We start from the raw sequence: 19,513 nt of genomic DNA, 5'->3' as shown, positions 1-19,513 counted from the left end.
ACAACATGTCCAGCAAGCAGAAGCAGAGCGAATTGGCGGGTACTGACGCGCCAGATCGCCAGAACAACAGCAAGAAAATCGAGCAGCTTGAGGTCGCCCGTGAGGATGCTACCGGCGAAGCGCTGACTACCAACACCGGCACCCGGATTGCCGACAATCAAAACACCTTGAAAGCCGGCGAGCGCGGGCCGTCTTTGTTGGAAGACTTCATCATGCGCGAGAAAATCACGCATTTTGACCACGAGCGCATTCCCGAGCGGGTAGTGCACGCCCGCGGCGCGGCGGCCCATGGCTATTTCCAGGTTTATGAGCCACTCAGTGATCTGACCAAGGCCGATTTTCTGAATGATCCGGCGAAGAAAACACCCGTATTTGTGCGCTTTTCCACCGTCCAGGGCCCCAGAGGTTCTGCGGACACCGTGCGCGATGTACGCGGCTTTGCGGTCAAGCTCTATACCGATGAAGGCAACTTCGATCTGGTCGGCAACAATATGCCGGTGTTCTTCATTCAGGACGCGATCAAGTTTCCGGACTTCGTGCATGCGGTGAAACCTGAGCCGCATAACGAAATCCCCACTGGTCAATCGGCGCACGACACCTTCTGGGACTTCGTCTCTCTGACGCCCGAGTCTGCGCATATGGTGCTCTGGACCATGTCGGACCGCGCCATTCCTGTGCAATACCGCGCGATGCAAGGGTTCGGCGTACATACCTTTCGCATGATCAATGCCGAGGGTAAATCGGTATTCGTCAAATTCCATTGGCGTCCCGTTTCTGGGGTGTTTTCACTGGTATGGGACGAGGCGCAGAAGCTAGCGGGCAAGGACCCGGACTTCAATCGCAAAAACCTGTGGGAAGACATCGAGAACGGCGATTATCCGGAATGGGAACTGGGCTTACAGGTGATCCCGGAAGAGGACGAGCACAAATTCGATTTCGATCTGCTCGACCCGACCAAGCTTGTTCCAGAAGAGCTGGTGCCGGTGAAGATCGTCGGCAAGATGACGCTGAACCGCAACCCGGACAACTATTTTGCCGAAACCGAGCAGGCAGCTTTCCATATCGGCCATATCGTGCCGGGGATCGATTTCAGCAATGATCCGCTGCTGCAGGGTCGACTGTTTTCCTATACCGATACCCAGCTGTTGCGTTTGGGTGGTCCCAACTTTAACGAGCTGCCGATCAACCGCCCAGTGTGCCCGTTCCACAATAACCAGCGCGATGCGCTGCATCGGCAAACGATCAATAAGGGTCGAGCGTCCTACGAGCCCAACTCCATAGACGGTGGCTGGCCGAAGGAGACGCCTCCGGGTCCGAGCGGTGGTGGTTTCGAAAGCTATCCGGAAGCGATCTCTGCAACCAAGATTCGCAAACGTAGCGAATCCTTTGGTGATCATTTCTCCCAGGCGACTCTGTTCTGGAACAGCATGAGCGCTCCAGAGAAGGCGCATATTATCGCTGCGTATAGTTTCGAATTGGGCAAAGTTGACCGCATGTTCATTCGCGAGCGTGAGGTGAACGAGATTCTGGCCAATATCGATATGCAGTTGGCTACGGAGGTGGCGGCCAATATTGGCGTTAAACCGCCTTCGGCGCCAGTGAAGCCGGATGTGAAAGCCGCTGACGGAAAATCTCCGGACGCCAAAGCGCCTGATACGAAAGCAAGCGTCAAGCAGTCCCCGGCCTTGAGTCAGATGAACTTGCTTGCGGGCAATATCAAGTCACGCAAGGTTGCGATTCTGATTGCGCCTGGGGTCAAGGGTGCTGACGTTGATGCAATGAACGCGGCGCTGAAGCAAGAGGGTGCCATGGCGAAATTGATCGCACCTTCTGCAGCGCCGGTCAAAACCGCTGAAGGCAATATGTTGGAGCCCGATGGCTCTATGGAAGGGTTGCCTTCAATTGCTTTCGATGCCGTATTTGTGCCAGGTGATGAGGCCATGCTCAAGGCGTTTGAGGGTAATGGCGTAGCGCTGCATTATCTGCTCGAGGCTTATAAGCACCTGAAAGCCATAGCCCTGTGCGGCAAAGCGGCCGATCTGGCAGACAAGCTGTCTTTACAGCCGGATGAAGGCCTGCTCAAGGGCGCAGACGCAGGAGCCGTCACCAAGGGCTTCTTTGCCGCCATTGCCGATCACCGGGTATGGGCTCGAGAAGAAAAGGCCAAGGCTATTCCCGCCTGATCTGGTTACTTATGCTTTATTTCTCTCCCCTTTCACCCGTTGATCTTCGGATCAACGGGTGTTTTTTTATTCGCCATTGACCTGTACGTAAAACCTTTTATGCTCCGTTTGATCGCAACAGAATAATAATCGACCTGGAGCAGCGGTATGTCCACATGGGAGGTGATACTCGCTACCCTCACTAGCGAATTTTCCGATTTGTCCGATATAGAGCAAGCCACCCGAGTCACGCTTCGGCTTGTGCTCGCGGCATTTCTCGGCGGGCTTTTGGGCTATGAGCGCGAAAGCCAAGGTCATGCAGCCGGTATTCGTACCCATATGCTGGTTTCGTTGGGGGCGGCGCTTTTTGTCATGTCGCCGGATCAGGCCGGTGCCATGGACGATGCCATGAGTCGGGTGATTCAGGGCGTAGTGGCAGGCGTAGGCTTCCTCTGTGCTGGTACCATTCTCAAAAGCGACAACCTTACCGAGGTTAAGGGGCTGACGACAGCCGCTGGTATCTGGCTCACCGCGGCCATGGGCGTTTCGGTAGGATTAGGCCACGAGGCGACAGCCGTGTTGGCAACAATTCTCTCGCTGTTCATTTTACATGTGGTGCCGCTAGTGCTCGAAAGAGACAAGAAGCGCAGCAAGAGCTGACCGTTAACCAGGGCTTTTTGCGTTACACTGCGGCCATTCAGTATCAGGACAACACCCATGGCTCAGCAAGCAACACCCTACAAAGTCCATCTGAATCTCACTGATACCGACCGCAGTATCTATGAGAGTCTGCGCATGACCGTCGCCCGTCACCCCTCGGAGACAGGGCAACGCATGATCAGCCGCGTGCTGGCCTACGCTTTGTGGTATCAGGAGCGTCTGGCGTTTGGTCGCGGGCTATCAGATGTAGATGAACCTGCACTGTGGCACAAGAGCCTGGATGACCGCATCGAGCACTGGATCGAAGTCGGCCAGCCGGATTCTGACCGGCTGATCTGGTGTTCGCGCCGCGCCGAACGCGTCTCGTTACTGGCCTACGGCAATACCCGGGTCTGGGCCAGCCGGGTGTTGCCGGCGGTCGCCGGGTTGAAAAATCTGCACATCGCGGCACTGCCGCAGGAACCCCTGGACGCGCTGGCCGAGGCATTGCCGCGCAGCATCGACTGGGGAGTGATGATTACTGATGGGGTGATCTATGTCAGCGACGCCGACGTGCAGCAAGAGTTGCCGCTGGAGTGGCTGATGGGCGAGCGCTGAGCTGCTGATGCGTATTGAATCCCGTCCCGTCCCGTCCACATTGCCCGCGCTGGGCGATGTGCCGCCGCTGTTGACCCGTCTGTATGCCGCGCGCGGAGTCAGCTCCGCGGCTGAGCTGGACAAGCGGCTGCAGGCGCTGCTGCCGTTCGAGCTGTTCAAGGGCATGCCCGAAGCCGTCGCGGTACTGATTGAAGCCCTGGAAAAGCGCGAATCCATTCTGGTCGTGGGTGATTTCGATTGCGATGGAGCTACCGCCAGTAGTGTTGCGGTGCTGGCGCTGCGCGCGCTGGGCGCCGCTGCTGTTGATTATCTGGTACCCAACCGATTTGAATATGGCTATGGCCTGACCCCGGAAATTGTCGAAGTGGCGCTGACCCGCGCTCCCCAGGTCCTGGTCACCGTCGATAACGGTATTTCCAGCATCGAAGGCGTGGCCGCTGCCAAGGCCGCTGGCCTCAAGGTGGTAGTAACCGATCACCACCTGCCCGCCAACCAGTTGCCAGCCGCCGACGCCATCGTCAATCCAAGCCAGCCCGGCTGCCAGTTCCCGAGCAAGGCGGTCGCGGGCGTTGGGGTGATTTTTTACGTGATGCTGGCGCTGCGCGCGGCGTTACGCGAAAAAGGCTGGTTTACCGCGCAGCGCCCAGAGCCCAATCTGGGAGAGTTGTTGGATCTGGTAGCACTGGGTACCGTCGCGGACGTTGTGCCGCTGGACGCCAATAATCGCATTTTTGTTCATCAGGGCCTGGCGCGCATTCGCGCGGGGCGCTGCCGTCCAGGCATTCGCGCCTTGCTGGAAGTGGCTGGTCGGCCGGCCCAACGGCTGGTGTCGACCGATCTGGGCTTTATCGTGGGGCCGCGGTTGAATGCGGCCGGGCGCCTGGATGACATGAGTCTGGGCATTGAATGCCTGCTGACCGACAACGAAGATCTGGCGCGTGATATTGCCCGCGAGCTGGACAGCCTGAATCGCGACCGCAAATCCATCGAACGCGACATGCAGCAGCAGGCGTTGGCCACTCTGGCGGCGATGGACATGCAGGAGGGCGATCTACCCTTTGGCCTGTGCCTGTTCGACGCCGAATGGCATCAGGGGGTAATCGGTATTCTTGCCTCGCGTCTCAAGGACAAATACCACCGCCCGGTGATCGCCTTTGCCGACGCAGGCAATGGCGACATCAAAGGCTCTGCGCGCTCGGTGGTGGGCCTGCATATACGCGATGCGCTGGACGCGGTCGCGGCGCGGCAGCCGGGCTTGATTAGCAAGTTCGGTGGCCATGCCATGGCTGCGGGACTGTCTTTGCCCGCTACGCATTTCGAGGCTTTCAAGGCGGCCTTCGATGTTGAAGTCCGGCGCCAGTTGAATGCTGATGATCTGACCGGGCGGCTGCTCTCGGATGGCGAGTTGGTACAGTCCGAATTCAATCTGGAACTGGCCGGCCAACTGCGTGAAGCCGGGCCTTGGGGCCAGCATTTTCCCGAGCCGGGATTCCATGGCGAGTTCCATCTGATCCAGCAACGGCTGGTCGGTGAGCGGCATCTGAAAATGGTCCTGCAATTGCCCGGTAGCCCGGATGTGCTGGATGCCATTGCGTTTAATATCGATCCAAAAGTCTGGCCCAATCCGACCGTAGAGCGGGTATTGCTTGCTTATACCTTGGACATCAACGAGTTTCGCGGCCGCCAGACGCTGCAACTGATGGTCAAACATTTGCAGGCGCAATAGACCGCTCTAAAGCTAGCGGCAGCGCATCTCGACCTGTTGTCCCGGCAATTGATATGGCACCATCGACTCAAACAACAAGAGTACAGATGGATGCCCAAGCTGCTGTCCGAATACGATTACATCATCGTCGGTGCTGGTCCGGCTGGCTGTCTGTTGGCCAATCGATTATCTGCGGATCCAGAAGTCAGCGTGCTGCTGCTGGAAGCCGGCGGGCGCGACAATCATCTGTGGATTCATATTCCAGTTGGCTACCTGTTCTGTATTGGCAACCCGCGCACTGACTGGTGCTATAAAACCGAACCCGAACCCGGCCTGAATGGACGCTCGCTTGGCTATCCGCGGGGTAAGGTGCTGGGCGGCAGCTCTTCGATCAACGGCATGATCTATATGCGCGGCCAGGCCAGCGATTACGATGCCTGGGCCGCAGCGGGCAACCAAGGCTGGGCCTGGAAGGACGTGCTGCCGTTGTTTATCAAATCGGAAAATCACCATGGTGGTGCCAGTGAATACCACGGCCATCAGGGTGAATGGCGGGTGGAAACCCAGCGACTGCACTGGCCGCTGCTGGACGATTTTCGGCAGGCGGCGGCGCAGGCCGGCATCCCCACGGTCGATGATTTCAATACCGGTGATAACGAAGGCTGCAGCTACTTTCAGGTCAATCAGAAACGCGGCGTGCGCTGGAATGCGTCCAAAGCGTTCCTCGCACCGATTCGCAAACGTCCCAATCTCACCGTGCTGACCGGCGCCGAGGTGCAGACGCTGAATCTGCAGGAGCACAGGGTCACCGGTGTATGCCTGCGCTACAAAGGCGAGGTGCTGGATATTGCCGCGCGCCGTGAGGTGATTCTGTGCGCCGGTGCGATCGGCTCGCCGGCGTTACTGCAACGCTCCGGCATCGGACCGCGTGAACTGCTGGAATCCCACGGCGTGCCAGTGCGGCATGAACTCCCGGGAGTGGGTGAGAACCTTCAGGATCATCTGCAGTTGCGCTTGGTTTATCGGGTCAGCGGTGTCGAAACGCTGAACCAGATGGCCTCGACGCTGATGGGCAAGGCGCGCATGGCCTGGCGTTATGCATTGGACCGATCCGGCCCGCTGGCGATGGCGCCGAGTCAGCTCGGGGCCTTTGCCAAGTCCGATCCAAGTCAGACTTCAGCCAACCTGCAATACCACGTCCAGCCCCTGTCGTTGGAGCGCTTTGGTGAGCCCTTGCACGCCTTTCCGGCGTTTACCGCATCTGTGTGCAACCTGCGACCCAAGAGCCGTGGCCGTGTGCAGATCGCCAGCGATGATCCGCGCCAGCCACCGCTGATTCAGCCGAGCTATCTTAGTCATCCAGAGGATCTGGCCGTGGCAGCGGATGCGATCCGGCTGACCCGGCGCATAGCGGCTTCGCCGGCGTTGGCACAATACCAACCCGAGGAGTATCTACCCGGCGCAGCACTCACCAGCGAAGCGGATCTGGCCCAGGCTGCTGCGCAGATTGGCACTACCATCTTTCATCCGGTCGGTACCTGCGCGATGGGGCAGGGGCCGGACGCGGTGGTGGATGAGCAGTTGCGCGTGCACGGTTTGAGCGGTATCCGCGTGGCGGATGCGTCGATCATGCCGAGCATTACCTCGGGCAACACCTGCTCGCCGACACTGATGATTGCCGAAAAGCTCGCCAGTTTGCTGACTCAGTAGCGGTTAACTCGGCGCCTCATTTTCAGTGCCTGGACAGCCGTTCCAGGCACTGCCTGCCAATCTGGTTCTGGCCCCCCACAGCCCAGTCCTGAGCCTTGTCTACACCTTACCTAACCCGCGACTCGCCTCTTCAGCTATCAAACCGCCAACTGAACAAAATTTGATCTATGTCATCTGCCTCCTGCTGCACGTGGTGCAAGCTGCTGGCTGAGACTGGGGTCAGATCGTTCACTACCGCGGCCAATGCCTAGCTGCGACTACAAAGAGAAGCGCAAAATGAATGCACCGGAACCGTCTTTGAAGACTGAGCACAAGGATCTGGCCAGCCGCTTTCCTACGGCTTATACCATTTTGTTTTTATTGATCATTTTCGTCGCCGCGCTGACCTGGGTTATTCCAGCGGGCAAGTACGAGCGGGTCATGAACGAAAGCGTCGGCCGCGAAGTGGCGGTGCCCGGCACCTATCAGCAAGTGGAAGCCAACCCACAGGGTTTTGTTGACGTCATGCTGGCGCCCACCGCCGGCTTTTACGATCCTGACAGCTACGCCGCCAACGCCATTGACGTTGCCCTGTTCGTGCTTTTCCTTGGTGGTTTTCTCGGCGTAATGAATGCGACCGGGGCCATCGACACCGGCATCCGCAGCGCCATGCGTCACCTCAAGGGCCATGAAATCTGGATGATCCCCATTCTGATGACGCTGTTTGCGCTGGGGGGCACCACCTATGGCATGGCCGAGGAGACCCTGGCCTTTTACGCGATTCTGATTCCAGTGATGATCGCCGCCGGATATGACGCGATCACCGGTGTGGCGATCATCCTGATTGGCGCGGGCATTGGTGTTATCGGTTCGACCATCAACCCGTTCGCTACCGTCATCGCCGCCAATGCGGCGGATATTCCCTTTACCGACGGCCTGATGCTGCGCTTGGTGATGCTGGTTGGTGGGCTGATCATCTGCGCGGCCTATGTCATGCGCTATGCCAAGCGCGTACAGGCTGACCCCAGCCGTTCGGTCGTGGCCAAACAGCGCGAAGCCCATCGCCAGGTTTTTTTGCAAGGCCACGAAGACGACTTCAAGGATACGCGCCTGACCCGCACCCAGATGCTGGTGCTGGTGATCTTCGCTCTGACTTTTATCGTGATGATCTGGGGCGTCTCGTCCCAGGGTTGGTGGATGGCCAGCATGGGCGCGCTGTTTCTAGGTTCGGCGATTGTCATCGGCATTCTTGCCCGGCTGGGTGAAAAGCAGTTGACCGGCAGCTTTGTCGACGGCGCTCGCGATCTGCTAGGCGTGGCGTTGGTAGTCGGGCTGGCGCGTGGGATTGTGGTGATCATGGAGCAGGGGATGATTGCCGACACTATTTTGCACAGTGCGGAGAGTTCCCTCGGTGGCTTGCCGCAGCTGGCGTTTATTCATGTGATGTTCTGGATCGAGGCGGGCATGAGCCTGTTCGTGCCATCGTCTTCAGGGCTGGCGGTGCTGTCCATGCCGATCCTCGCACCGCTGGGCGATTTTGCCAGCGTCGGGCGTGATCTGGTGGTGACCGCTTACCAGGCAGCTAACGGACTGGTCAATCTGATCAACCCTACCTTTGCCGTAGTGATTGGCGGGCTGGCGATAGGGCGGGTGTCCTACGACCGCTGGCTGGTGTTCATCTGGCCCTTGCTGTTGATCCTCACCCTGTTCGTTTCCCTGATTCTCAGCATTGGCGTGTTCCTTTGAAGGCGCGCACACCCAGCATAAAAGGAATCATGTATGTCTAACGGCACCTTAGGTGTTCATTCCGAAACCGGTGTTCTGCGTCAGGTTATCGTTTGCCGACCCGGCCTGGCCCACCGGCGTCTGACTCCATCCAACTGCGACGCTCTGCTGTTTGACGACGTATTCTGGGTCAAACAGGCGCAGAAGGATCATGATGTTTTTACCAGTCTGATGCGCGGCCGTGGCATCGAGGTATTGGATGTCAACGATCTGCTGGCCGAGACCATGGATATTCCCGCAGCCCGCAAGTGGCTGCTGGACCTGCGCATCACCCGCAACGATATTGGCTTGGGCATGCTCTCCGATCTGCGCCAGTGGATGGATGAATTGCCCGGCGCGACCCTGGCGCAATATCTGATTGGCGGCCTTGAGGTGGGTGACTTGCCCTTTGATCCGGTGGGCTTGTTCGGCAGCCACCTGGGCCGCTTCGGCTTTATTCTGCCGCCGCTGCCGAACATGTTGTTTACCCGCGACAACAGCGCGTGGATTTATGGCGGGGTCACGTTGAATCCCATGTATTGGCCAGCAAGGCGGCCGGAAACACTGCTGATGGCAGCGGTGTATCAATTTCATCCGGTTTTCACCGGCAAGGTGTCGGTGCTCTGGGGAGATCCGAGCAAGGATCACGGTCTGGCGACCCTGGAGGGTGGCGACATCATGCCGGTGGGCAACGGCACGGTGTTGGTCGGCATGGGGGAGCGCTCTTCGCCCCAGGCTATTGGCCAACTGGCTGACGCATTGTTCAAACAGGGCGTGGCACAGCGGGTAATTGCCTGCCAGCTTCCCAAGTCCCGCGCTGCCATGCACCTGGATACGGTGTTCACTTTGTGCGGCGGCAATATCGTTACTACCTTCAAGGAAGTCGCGGACGAAGTGGTCTGCTACGACCTGCGCCCAGGTGAGGGCGGCAAGCACTTGAGCTTTCGTCGCGACCCACGGCCCTTGTTCGATGTGGTCGCCGAGGTGCTGGGCTATCCATCGCTGGAGCTGGTAACCACCGGCGGTGAAAACCCGGCCGAACGTGAACGCGAGCAGTGGAACGACGGCAACAACGTATTAGCGCTGAGCCCCGGCGTGGTGATTGGCTATGACCGCAACGATGACACCAATGCCAAGCTGGAAGCCGCCGGCATCGAGGTGCTGGCAATACCCGGTGCCGAGCTGGGGCGGGGTCGCGGTGGCGGCCATTGCATGAGCTGCCCAACCATCCGCGACGCGGTTTAATCTGACAGGACAACGACCATGGCTTTCAATCTGAAAAACCGGCACTTCCTTACCCTGCGCGACTTTACCCCACAGGAAATCAGCTTTTTGCTCAAGCTCTCCGCTGATCTGAAAACCGCCAAATATGCCGGCACCGAAGTGCCCCAGCTGCGCGGTAAGGATATTGCGCTGATCTTCGAAAAGGACTCGACCCGCACCCGTGTCGGCTTTGAGGTTGCGGCCTACGATCAGGGCGCCAGAGTCACCTATCTAGGGCCGACCGGCACGCATATCGGCCACAAGGAGTCGGTCAAGGATACGGCGCGGGTGCTGGGCCGGATCTATGACGCCATCGAGTATCGCGGCTTTGGCCAGAGCATTGTCGAAGAGCTGGCAGAGTACGCTGGGGTGCCGGTATATAACGGCCTGACCAACGAGTTTCACCCGACGCAGATACTCGCGGACTTTCTAACCATGCAGGAGCATGTGGAAAAACCGCTGCATGAGGTGGCCTTCGTGTTTATTGGCGATGCGGCGAACAATATGGGCGACAGCTTGCTGATCGGTGGCGCCAAGATGGGCATGGACGTGCGTCTCTGCGCGCCACGCGCCTGTTGGCCGGCGCAGGCAATCAAGGATGAGGCGCGCGCGATCGCCCAGGAAACCGGCGCGCGTATCGTGATTACCGAGCAGGTTGATGAAGCGGTCAAGGGCGTCGATTTCATCTATACCGATGTCTGGGTGTCGATGGGCGAAGCCAAGGAAAAGTGGGCCGAACGCATTGAGTTATTGATGCCCTATCAGGTTAACACGGCGCTGATGGAGAAGTCCGGGAATCCGCGGGTGAAGTTTATGCACTGCCTGCCTGCATTTCATAATACCGAGACGGTCGTGGGCAAAGATATTCAGGCGCAGTTCGGGATTGATGCGATGGAAGTAACCGACGAGGTGTTCGAGAGTTCCGCGTCCATTGTCTTCGACCAGGCGGAAAACCGTTTGCACACCATAAAGGCGGTGCTGGTCGCCACGTTGGGGTCCTGAGATGCTGGTAGTCGCGGCTTTAGGGGGTAATGCGCTGTTGATGCGTGGTCAGCCGTTGACGGCCGAAGCGCAGCGCAACAATGTGCAGATTGCTGCGCAGTCACTGGCGGCTCTCGTACGTGCTGGGCACAGCCTGGTGATCACCCATGGCAATGGACCTCAGGTGGGTTTGCTGGCGTTACAAGGCGCCGCCTACAACGCTGATGAAGCCTTTCCGCTGGATGTACTGGGGGCGCAGACCGAGGGGATGATCGGCTACATCATCGAGCAGGAGTTGGAAAACGCACTGGAGCACGATCGTCCGGTAGCGACCTTACTGACCCAGGTATTGGTAGAGCTGAACGATCCGGCTTTTCTCAAACCGGATAAATTTGTTGGGCCGGTTTATACCCAGGCTGAAGCTGAATCCCGCGCCGCCGCCGCTGGTTGGCATATCGCCGCTGATGGTCCGCATTGGCGCCGCGTAGTGCCGTCCCCACGACCTGTCGAAATCCCTGATCTGCGGGTACTCAAGCTGTTGCTGGATCGTGGCGTGGTGGTCATATGCGCCGGTGGCGGGGGCATACCCGTGGTGCGCCTGGAAGACGGCAGCTTGATGGGGGTGGAAGCAGTTATCGACAAGGACGCCTCTAGCGCTTTACTGGCCGCCCAGCTCGGTGCGGATGCTCTGCTGATGTTGACCGATGTCGAGGCTGTTTACGAAGATTTTGATAAGCCTTCCGCCCGGCCGCTGGCGGATATCAGTGTGGCTCAAGCGCGGCAGTTGGTCATGCCCGCCGGCTCCATGGGGCCAAAGGTAAAAGTGGCATGCGATTTCGCCGAGTCCGGCGGCTTTAGTGCCATTGGCCGGTTGCAGGACGCGCTGGCCATGCTCGAAAGGCAGGCGGGCACTCGCATTACTCTAGCCTGACGCTTTACTTCTAATACATCCCTCGACTACAGGATAGGCGCATGACTGAGCAACGGACGCAGTCTTCACATTGGCATGCACAAACCACTGAACAGGTACGCCTGACGCTGGAGGTGCCGACGAAGGGGCTGAATGCTGAACAGGTCAGCCTGCGGTTGAAGGAATATGGCCCCAATGTACTGACAGGTAGCAAACCGCGGCCGATCTGGTTGAGGTTGTTGGCTCAGTTCAACAATGTGCTGATCTATGTGTTGATGGTGGCCGTGCTGGTCACGGCGATACTGGGGCACTGGCTGGATTCAGGTGTCATTTTCGCCGTCGTCCTGTTTCAGGGAGTCATCGGCTTTGTTCAGGAAGGTCGAGCAGAGCAGGCACTGGTCGCGATTCGGCATTTGCTCGCGCCACGGGCGATGGTACTGCGTGAGGGTGAGCGCAAACATATCGATGCCAGCGAACTGGTGCCGGGCGATGTTCTTCTGCTCGAGCCGGGTGACCGAATTGCAGCCGATGTGCGGCTGGATCAGTTGCATGGCCTGATGGTCGACGAATCGATGCTGACCGGCGAATCGGTGCCGGTAGAAAAAAGTCTGGATCCGCAGGCGGCGAATGCGGCGCTGGGGGACCGATTCTGCCTCGCCTATTCGGGCACCCTGGTGAGCGCTGGAACTGGTCGGGGTGTGGTCGTAGCTACCGGTGAGCGCAGTGAAATAGGGCGTATATCCGGGCTACTTGAAACCGTCAATGTGTTGCAAACACCCTTGACGTTGCAAATGAACAAGTTTGCCCGCTTCCTATCATTGATCATCGTGCTGGCCGGGGCGCTAGTATTCCTGGTCGGCTGGCAGTTTGGTGACCGCCCGATCCCTGAGCTGTTTATGGCTGTGGTGGCGCTGACGGTATCGGCGATACCTGAGGGTTTACCGGCGATTCTGACGATTACTTTGGCCATCGGGGTACAGCGGATGGCCAACCGCAAAGCGGTGGTCAGGCGCATGCCGGTGATTGAAACACTGGGCGCGGTCTCGGTGATCTGTTCGGACAAGACCGGCACCCTGACCCGCAATGAAATGATGGTGGCGGCCGTGGTGCTGGATGCTCAGGTCTACCCGGTCAGTGGCGACGGCTATGCGGCTGAAGGACGTATCGGTGACGCCACCTCAGGCCCGCCGCCCGCCTCACTGCTGCAGGCTGTCGCCCAGGCAGCGCTCTTGTGCAACGACGCGCGGCTGGAGCATCGCGGTGAGCATGCAAAGGTGCTGGGCGACCCGATGGAAGGGGCGTTGCTGGTGCTGGCGGCCAAGGCAGGGCTGGAGGCCAGCAGCTATCTTGCGCAATGGGCCAGGCAAGACGAAGTGCCCTTTGATGCGGCGCTGCGCTATATGGCGACGCTCAATCATGATCATCACGGGCATGCACGCATCCTGGTCAAAGGCGCACCCGAACAGGTCATGGCCTTGTGCGGCTCGGCGCTCGATCACCAGGGCGCAGCGGTGCCGCTGGACCTTCAGCGCTGGCAACAGAACATTGATCAGTTGGCAGCGCAGGGACTGCGCGTGCTGGCACTGGCTGGCGCTAGCCCGGCAGACATGAGTGGTGTGCTAAATGTGGAACAGTTGGGCGATCAGCTACAACTGCTGGGTGTCGTAGGCTTGCTGGATCCGCCTAGGCAGGAGGCGATGGAGGCCATCGCCGAATGCCATCAGGCCGGGATTCAGGTGAAAATGATTACCGGTGATCACGCATTGACTGCCAGGGCCATTGCCGAACGCTTGGGTTTGCGCAATACCGGCGAAGTGGCGACCGGGCAGGATATCGACGCCCTGAACGACGAGCAATTGCTGGAGTTGGCTCAGCGTGTGGATGTGTTTGCGCGAACCAGCCCGGAACATAAATTGCGCCTGGTACAAGCTCTGCAGTCAGCGCACGGCGTGGTCGCCATGACCGGTGACGGGGTCAATGATGCGCCGGCATTGAAAAGGGCGGACGTGGGTATCGCGATGGGGCAGAAGGGCTCTGCCGCGGCCCGTGAGGCGTCCGACATTGTGCTGCTGGATGACAACTTCGCCACGCTGGCCGCCGCAGTGCGCGAAGGTCGTACGGTTTATACCAATTTGAAAAAAGCGATCAGTTTTCTGTTGCCGATCAATGGCGGCGAGGCCTCCAGTCTGATTGTCGCGCTGCTGTTGGGCCTGGCACTGCCGATTACCGCATTGCAAATTCTCTGGGTCAACCTGGTCGGGTCGGTCGTTCTGGCCATGGGGCTGGCGTTCGAACCGGCCGAGCCGGACGTGATGCACAAACCACCCAGACGCAGCGCCGAGAGCCTTCTGGATGCCTTTCTGGTATGGCGCATAGTACTGGTTTCAATGCTGTTTCTCGGCGGTATATTTGCCAGCTTCCAGTGGGCGCTGCAGGCGGGGCTGGGCGAAGCGGCAGCGCGCACGCTGGCGGTCAACACGCTGGTGGCCATGGAAGTTTTCTACCTGTTCTCCGTACGCTATCTGGACAGCGCCTCTCTGACGCTGCGCGGCATCTTGGGTACGCCCGCGGTATGGATTGTGATTGCACTTATAGTGCTGCTGCAGTGGTTGTTCACCTATACGAGCTTTATGCAGGCACTGTTTATGACCGCATCATTGAGCGCATCTGTACTGATGATCGCGCCGCTGGCGGGGGTGATGGTGTTGCTGATTCTGGAACTGGAAAAACGCATCCGTCGCGCATAGGGGGGATTGACGCAGCCGGATAAAATAGCGTTTTATGTCGAGCAGATCAAAAGCGTTAACTGCGTCACATTGCGTTTCGGGGTGAGCTTCGTGCAAACCGGCAGTGGGCAGCGCTATTGATGGTTGGGCATGGCGCATTTTGGATGAAAGATGGTCAGGGACAGAGCCGATTCGGCGCTTGACTGAGGGGAGTCAGGGTATTGCTGGATCTTAAAAAGCAGTTGCAGGAAATGCAGACGCACCTGGGACTCAATCCAGCCGGTATACGGCAGCGGATGCAGATTCTTGCCCTTGAAGATGAACACCTGGCGCACCTGACCGGCCATGCTGCCGTCATCGAAGAGCTGCATCTGGCTTGTGTGGAAGCGCTGCATCAGCACCTTCGTCAGTTTTCCGAGTTGACTTCCCAGTCCGAGTATCCGGGTCTGTTCACCCCATTGCCGTATCAACGGTTGCGCTATTGTCGGCAATTGTTGCGCGGACCCTATGATATGCAGCACATCCGTCTGCGCGTGTTATCCAATCTCGGCCACGAACGTGACCAGCTGGAATCCAAAACCTGTCTGGCGGCCTATCACTTCTACCTTCAATACATGCACGCCGCGCTCAGCGATCATTGGGCCGCTCGACCGGATATTGCTCAAAGGTTATACGGCTGCCTGCTTAAAGCCGTGTTTTTTGATATGAGTCTGGCGGTAGATATCCACGCGGCGGCCGGCCAGATGGCTCTGGAAGACAGTGAAGCCCGATATGTCCGGGCGGTATTGGGTGCCAATGACGGGCTCTGGGAATGGCAAGTAGACGACGATCGCATGCAGGTCTCCGAGCGCTGGCTATGCATGCTGGAGTTGGGTATTGCTGCCGCGCCGTGCAGTTTCGGCGATTGGCTGGCGCTGATGCCGCTCAGCCATCGCGATGCGTTTAATACTGCAGTGCAACGGCATTTATCCGGCGCCGAGCCTCATGTACATCTGGAATGTCAGTTGCGCAAGCGTAACGGTGAGCTGGTGTGGGTGTTGATTCGCGGGCTGTTGTGCGTTGATGCGCATGGCCAGCGGCTATTGGCCGGCTCACAGACCGATATCAGTCAACGCAAAGCGGCAGAGCGCGAGCTGGTTCATTCTTCTCTACACGATCCACTCACCGGTCTGCCTAATCGGCAGAGCATGAACGAACTCTTGCTACAGGCCTCGCAGCGTCAGTCAAGGCCCGGAGCCCGGCATGCGGCGGTACTGTTTATCGATCTGGACAGATTCAAACTGATCAACGACAGCCTGGGGCATCACACCGGCGATCTGGTGCTGATCCAGGTGGCCAATCGCATTGAGCGTTGCCTGCGACCAGGTGATCACCTGTGCCGATTCGGCGGTGATGAGTTTGTCGTGCTATTGGACGATATGGCTGCGGCGAGCGACGCCGAGATGGTCGCGAAACACATCATGAACGCGCTGCATCAGCCGATCATGGTCAGCAATCGGCGTCTGACACTCAGCGCCAGTATCGGCGTCGCAGGGCTCAAGGGGCATGATCGGGAGCAGGATGCCTTGCGTGAGGCGGACCTGGCGCTGGACCTGGCGAAGGCATCCGGCAAGGCGCAGATGGCGCTGTACAGCGATGCGCTGCAACGCGATGCGCACCATCGCCTGGAAATGGAAAATGCGTTAACCGATGCGTTAAGCCGTGACCAGTTTGAAATTCATTACCAGCCCATTGTAGAAGTGGCAGCTTCGCGTTCCAGGGTGGTGGGCGTCGAGGCGCTGCTGCGCTGGCGGCGGGGTGATCGGCTAGTACCACCGGATGAATTTATTTCGGTGCTGGAAGAAACCGGCGCTATCGTCGAAGTGGGTGAATGGGTGTTGCGTGAAGCCTGCCGCCAGGTGTTGCTTTGGCACGCCAACGGTCACAAGAAGCTGCGCTGCTCGGTCAATCTCTCCAGCCGCCAGTTGCAGGAAAGCGGTTTTGCCGATGTGGTCGCACGGGTGTTGGCGGAAACAGGCTTTCCGGCGACCAGCCTGGTGCTGGAAATAACCGAGAGCCTGTTGATGCAAGACGGTCCGGAAACCCTGGCGACGCTGCGCGAGCTGGAAAATAGCGGGGTACGCATTGCCCTGGACGATTTCGGCACGGGTTTCTCGTCGCTGGGTTATCTGCACCGTTACCCGCTGCATATCATCAAGGTGGATAAAAGCTTTATCACCAAAGCCGCCGGGGATGAACGCCTGAAGGCGATCAGCCGGGCGATCATCGGCCTGGGGCGCGGCCTGCGGATGGATATCATTGCCGAAGGGATCGAAACCCCCGAACAGATGGAGTTTCTGCATACCGAGGGCTGTCAGTTTGTTCAGGGCTACTGGTTCGGCCGTCCGCAACCAGCCGGTTTGATCAAGCCATTACTCGACAGCATGCTGGACCCGGATTTCGATCATCACAGCGCTGCACCGGCGCTGCTGCATTAGCCTCTAGCGCAGCAATGCTGGATTACCCTGGCCATTTACCGCCGACCATTCGTGTTCATCCATCCACACCTGCGGGTTGGCGCCTAGTACGTCAGCTGCGGCGACCAGCACGTGGGCCCAGCTGCAACGATTTGCGAACATCATTCCGGCTTCATCCAAAGTGCCGCCCTGATTGATATAGCCCAGAACCCGGCTGTGCGGAGCTGATGGCAGCAGGTTATGCAAATGCCCGCGCAGTATCTCGGGACGCATATGCGAGAGCAGAACGCGATGCTTCAGCGCTGCGGGAAACAGCTGTTCGTGTAGCTCTGCTGGCGCGACCCACTGGCCCTCCAGGCTGTCGCGCGGCACGCTGAAGCGGCCAGGCTCCTGCAGGTAGACCAGCCGCCAGCTTTGGTTATGGGCGGTCAGGCGCTGGCTGGCGCGGAGCATTTCCCCAAGTTGATAGCCGCCATTGGCAATCAGCAACAGTAGTTCGGTCGCCCCGCGGTGCTCGGCCAAGGTAATGGCGCCCTGGGTGGCCAGCAGGCGCGCCTGTGCCGGGTCCATCCTGACGGGGCAGTCGCGTTTGGCAATGACCATGCAGCTGATCTGGCCTCGGGCCTGATACACGCTGGGCAACAACGCCAGCGTGCTGTTGTAGTCTGCGGGGAAGAGCACGCGCACGCCATCATGCATCTCGCCGAGCAAGGCTTCGCAGAAGGTGGTGTCCTGGTGGGATTGCTCGTTCTTGCCGTTCTCCCAGGTATGCGACGTCGCAATCACGGGAAACCCGAGCCATTTTGCCGGGCGCCCTACAGTGCGCTGATGCCGGGCAAAAATCAGCTCCTGACGTATCGCCCCGAGCATCTTTACGCAAAAGGCTTCATAGCTGGCGACCAGGTTCAAGCCGCCCTTGTTGCCGAGGCAGGCAGAGACGACGGCTTCTTCGTTCAGTGCAGTAATGATCCGGCCTTCGACCGCCTCCAGCGCACTTTCCGGCTCACAGACCCGATGTTTCAATGCCTCCAGCACGCCGCCGAGACGGTTACTCGCCAGCTCGTCGGGATTGCCGACCCGAGTTCGTAAATCGGGATTGGCCTCGACCAAGGCAACAAAAAAGCGATCTACAGCCTGCATCGGCGAGCGTGCCTGATTGCTCCATTCAACCAACGGAATCACCGGATGCGGCGGGTTGCGCGTGGCCAGGGCGTGGTCGCGCTCCAGTGGCCGCGCAGTCTGCGCATGATTGTGCAATTGCGCGCGCGCATGGCTGAGGCTCTGCGGATCAATCCACAGCTGGGTTGCATGTTGATTAAATAATTCGCGCGAGGTGGCATCATGCCGCGGATTGCCGGGAAGGGGCAGGTTGTGGGCGGCATTCTGCCCGGCACCGTAGAACCCGAAACCCTTGGTGGTTTCAGCAATGGCATAGGGAATCGGTAGCGGGTAATGCAGGATGCCGCTGCGATACTCGGCGACCCTGTGCTCCAGGCGTCGCTCCATTTCCAGCAGGGTACAAACAACAGCGGCCGGATCCCGGCCGTCAAAACGGATCGGGTCAAAGCCGCAAGCCTTTAAGTGTGCGGCAAAGCCGTCCAGCCCTTTACTGGTGCCCAGTTCAGTGCGTTGTTCGATGCGTCGGCCATTGGCGATCATCACCGGCAAAGCCGTGCCGCAATCCTCTGCCCGCCACCAGCGGGGTATCCAGTCACTGCCGCGCTGCTCCTCAGCTGCGCCATCGGACAGGAAGGCAACGAGAGTTTCACCTGGCAGGGGCATATGCGCATATTGCAGCTCGGCAAAACCCAGGTAACCGCCCTCGATAATGCCGCCAGCGGTGTAGGGGTTTACATGACTACCCAGCGGCGCGGCGGGACGGCCGTCAGGAAGCTGTGCGTAACTGTAAAAATCTTTCAGCAACTGATCCAGCCCAGAACCGCCTGCATAGCGCTGGGCTTGCTCCGGATGCAGGTTACCGACCAGCACATTGAGCGCATCGATGGCCGCGACGCAGTGGCCTTGGCCCATCAACCAGCTGCGCGTGTGCCCGGTCAGGCTGTTCAGTGCCAGGTAGCCGGCGTAGGCGGGAACAATATTCAGAGCGCCGCCGGTGTGACCCTCGGGGCGGGATTTGAAATCTTCGGCAGCCAGTTCGCGGCCGTCGACATGGCAACGTTTGGCATAGGTCATATGCACCACCAGCCACATACCGGCGTTGGTGATCTGGTCCAGCGCGATCATCAGTTGATAAACCGCTGCCACATCCGGTTGATGGCCGCTCTGAACCAACTGGTGGGCAAGCCTGTATACCGCCGCCTGCGTGATGGCTGTGTGAGTGATGACGCCCAGGCCTTCGCACCAACGGGCAAAGTCCGGGCATTGCTCGGCGTGAGCGTCAAGGGTGCTTTGGTCGGGTAATAGCTGGCTCACGTCAAGGCTCCGGCATCATCTTGGTTAACGGGTTCGATCCAGTATAGAAGCCGGTTGCCCGGGCGCTGTGATCTGCATCAAGCCTTGCAACAGTAAGCAAGCATCGCGCCCGCTGATCCCTGCTATATTTGAGACGTTGCGCAGGTAATCAGCAGAGAGACCTGCCA

The 19,513-nt window shown here is 59.0% G+C and carries 12 protein-coding genes; 11 read left to right on the top strand and 1 reads right to left on the bottom strand.

What is annotated here, in order from left to right; translation table 11 throughout:
- The first annotated feature begins 5 nt into the window (after window positions 1–5).
- The 11 genes from katE (at window position 6) to DT594_RS14950 (ending at window position 16,934) form a co-directional block, all read left to right on the top strand.
- Window positions 6–2,183 (top strand): catalase HPII, encoded by a 2,178-nt coding sequence (gene katE, locus DT594_RS15000; protein ID WP_149333444.1) that lies wholly within the window; start codon window positions 6–8, stop codon window positions 2,181–2,183.
- 147 nt (window positions 2,184–2,330) lie between these two features.
- Complete coding sequence (locus DT594_RS14995; protein ID WP_096348055.1) at window positions 2,331–2,822, top strand: MgtC/SapB family protein; 492 nt, start codon at window positions 2,331–2,333, stop codon at window positions 2,820–2,822.
- Window positions 2,823–2,879: 57 nt separating this feature from the next.
- The gene (locus DT594_RS14990) at window positions 2,880–3,419 is read left to right on the top strand and encodes a YaeQ family protein (RefSeq protein ID WP_149333442.1); all 540 of its coding nucleotides are present in this window, start codon (window positions 2,880–2,882) and stop codon (window positions 3,417–3,419) included.
- A gap of 7 nt (window positions 3,420–3,426) precedes the next feature.
- Complete coding sequence (recJ, locus tag DT594_RS14985) at window positions 3,427–5,145, top strand: single-stranded-DNA-specific exonuclease RecJ (protein WP_149333440.1); 1,719 nt, start codon at window positions 3,427–3,429, stop codon at window positions 5,143–5,145.
- Between the two features lie 90 nt (window positions 5,146–5,235).
- Window positions 5,236–6,834: a GMC family oxidoreductase gene (locus tag DT594_RS14980; RefSeq protein ID WP_149333438.1), complete on the top strand. Its 1,599-nt coding sequence runs from the start codon at window positions 5,236–5,238 to the stop codon at window positions 6,832–6,834.
- Between the two features lie 276 nt (window positions 6,835–7,110).
- Window positions 7,111–8,559 carry a YfcC family protein gene (locus DT594_RS14975; protein WP_149333436.1) on the top strand — a complete coding sequence of 483 codons (1,449 nt, stop codon included), beginning with the start codon at window positions 7,111–7,113 and terminating at the stop codon, window positions 8,557–8,559.
- A 33-nt stretch (window positions 8,560–8,592) separates the two neighbouring features.
- Window positions 8,593–9,822, top strand: a complete 1,230-nt coding sequence (locus DT594_RS14970; RefSeq protein WP_149333434.1) for an arginine deiminase — start codon at window positions 8,593–8,595, stop codon at window positions 9,820–9,822.
- A gap of 18 nt (window positions 9,823–9,840) precedes the next feature.
- Window positions 9,841–10,842, top strand: coding sequence for an ornithine carbamoyltransferase (argF, locus tag DT594_RS14965; RefSeq protein ID WP_149333432.1), 1,002 nt, complete (start codon window positions 9,841–9,843; stop codon window positions 10,840–10,842).
- 1 nt (window position 10,843) lies between these two features.
- Window positions 10,844–11,752, top strand: a complete 909-nt coding sequence (arcC, locus tag DT594_RS14960) for a carbamate kinase (RefSeq protein ID WP_149333430.1) — start codon at window positions 10,844–10,846, stop codon at window positions 11,750–11,752.
- Window positions 11,753–11,793: 41 nt separating this feature from the next.
- Window positions 11,794–14,478, top strand: coding sequence for a cation-translocating P-type ATPase (locus tag DT594_RS14955; RefSeq protein ID WP_149333429.1), 2,685 nt, complete (start codon window positions 11,794–11,796; stop codon window positions 14,476–14,478).
- A 200-nt stretch (window positions 14,479–14,678) separates the two neighbouring features.
- Window positions 14,679–16,934 (top strand): putative bifunctional diguanylate cyclase/phosphodiesterase, encoded by a 2,256-nt coding sequence (locus tag DT594_RS14950; RefSeq protein ID WP_246164653.1) that lies wholly within the window; start codon window positions 14,679–14,681, stop codon window positions 16,932–16,934.
- A 3-nt stretch (window positions 16,935–16,937) separates the two neighbouring features.
- Here the strand turns inward: DT594_RS14950 and DT594_RS14945 are convergent, their stop codons facing one another.
- Entirely contained in the window at window positions 16,938–19,346 is a 2,409-nt protein-coding gene (locus DT594_RS14945) for a phosphoketolase family protein (RefSeq protein WP_149333427.1), read from the bottom strand.
- Between the last annotated feature and the right edge of the window lie 167 nt (window positions 19,347–19,513).

The sequence above is a fragment of the Halopseudomonas laoshanensis genome, assembly GCF_008365385.1.
GTDB classification, from domain to species: domain Bacteria; phylum Pseudomonadota; class Gammaproteobacteria; order Pseudomonadales; family Pseudomonadaceae; genus Halopseudomonas; species Halopseudomonas laoshanensis.
This window is presented reverse-complemented; position numbering and strand designations above follow the sequence as displayed.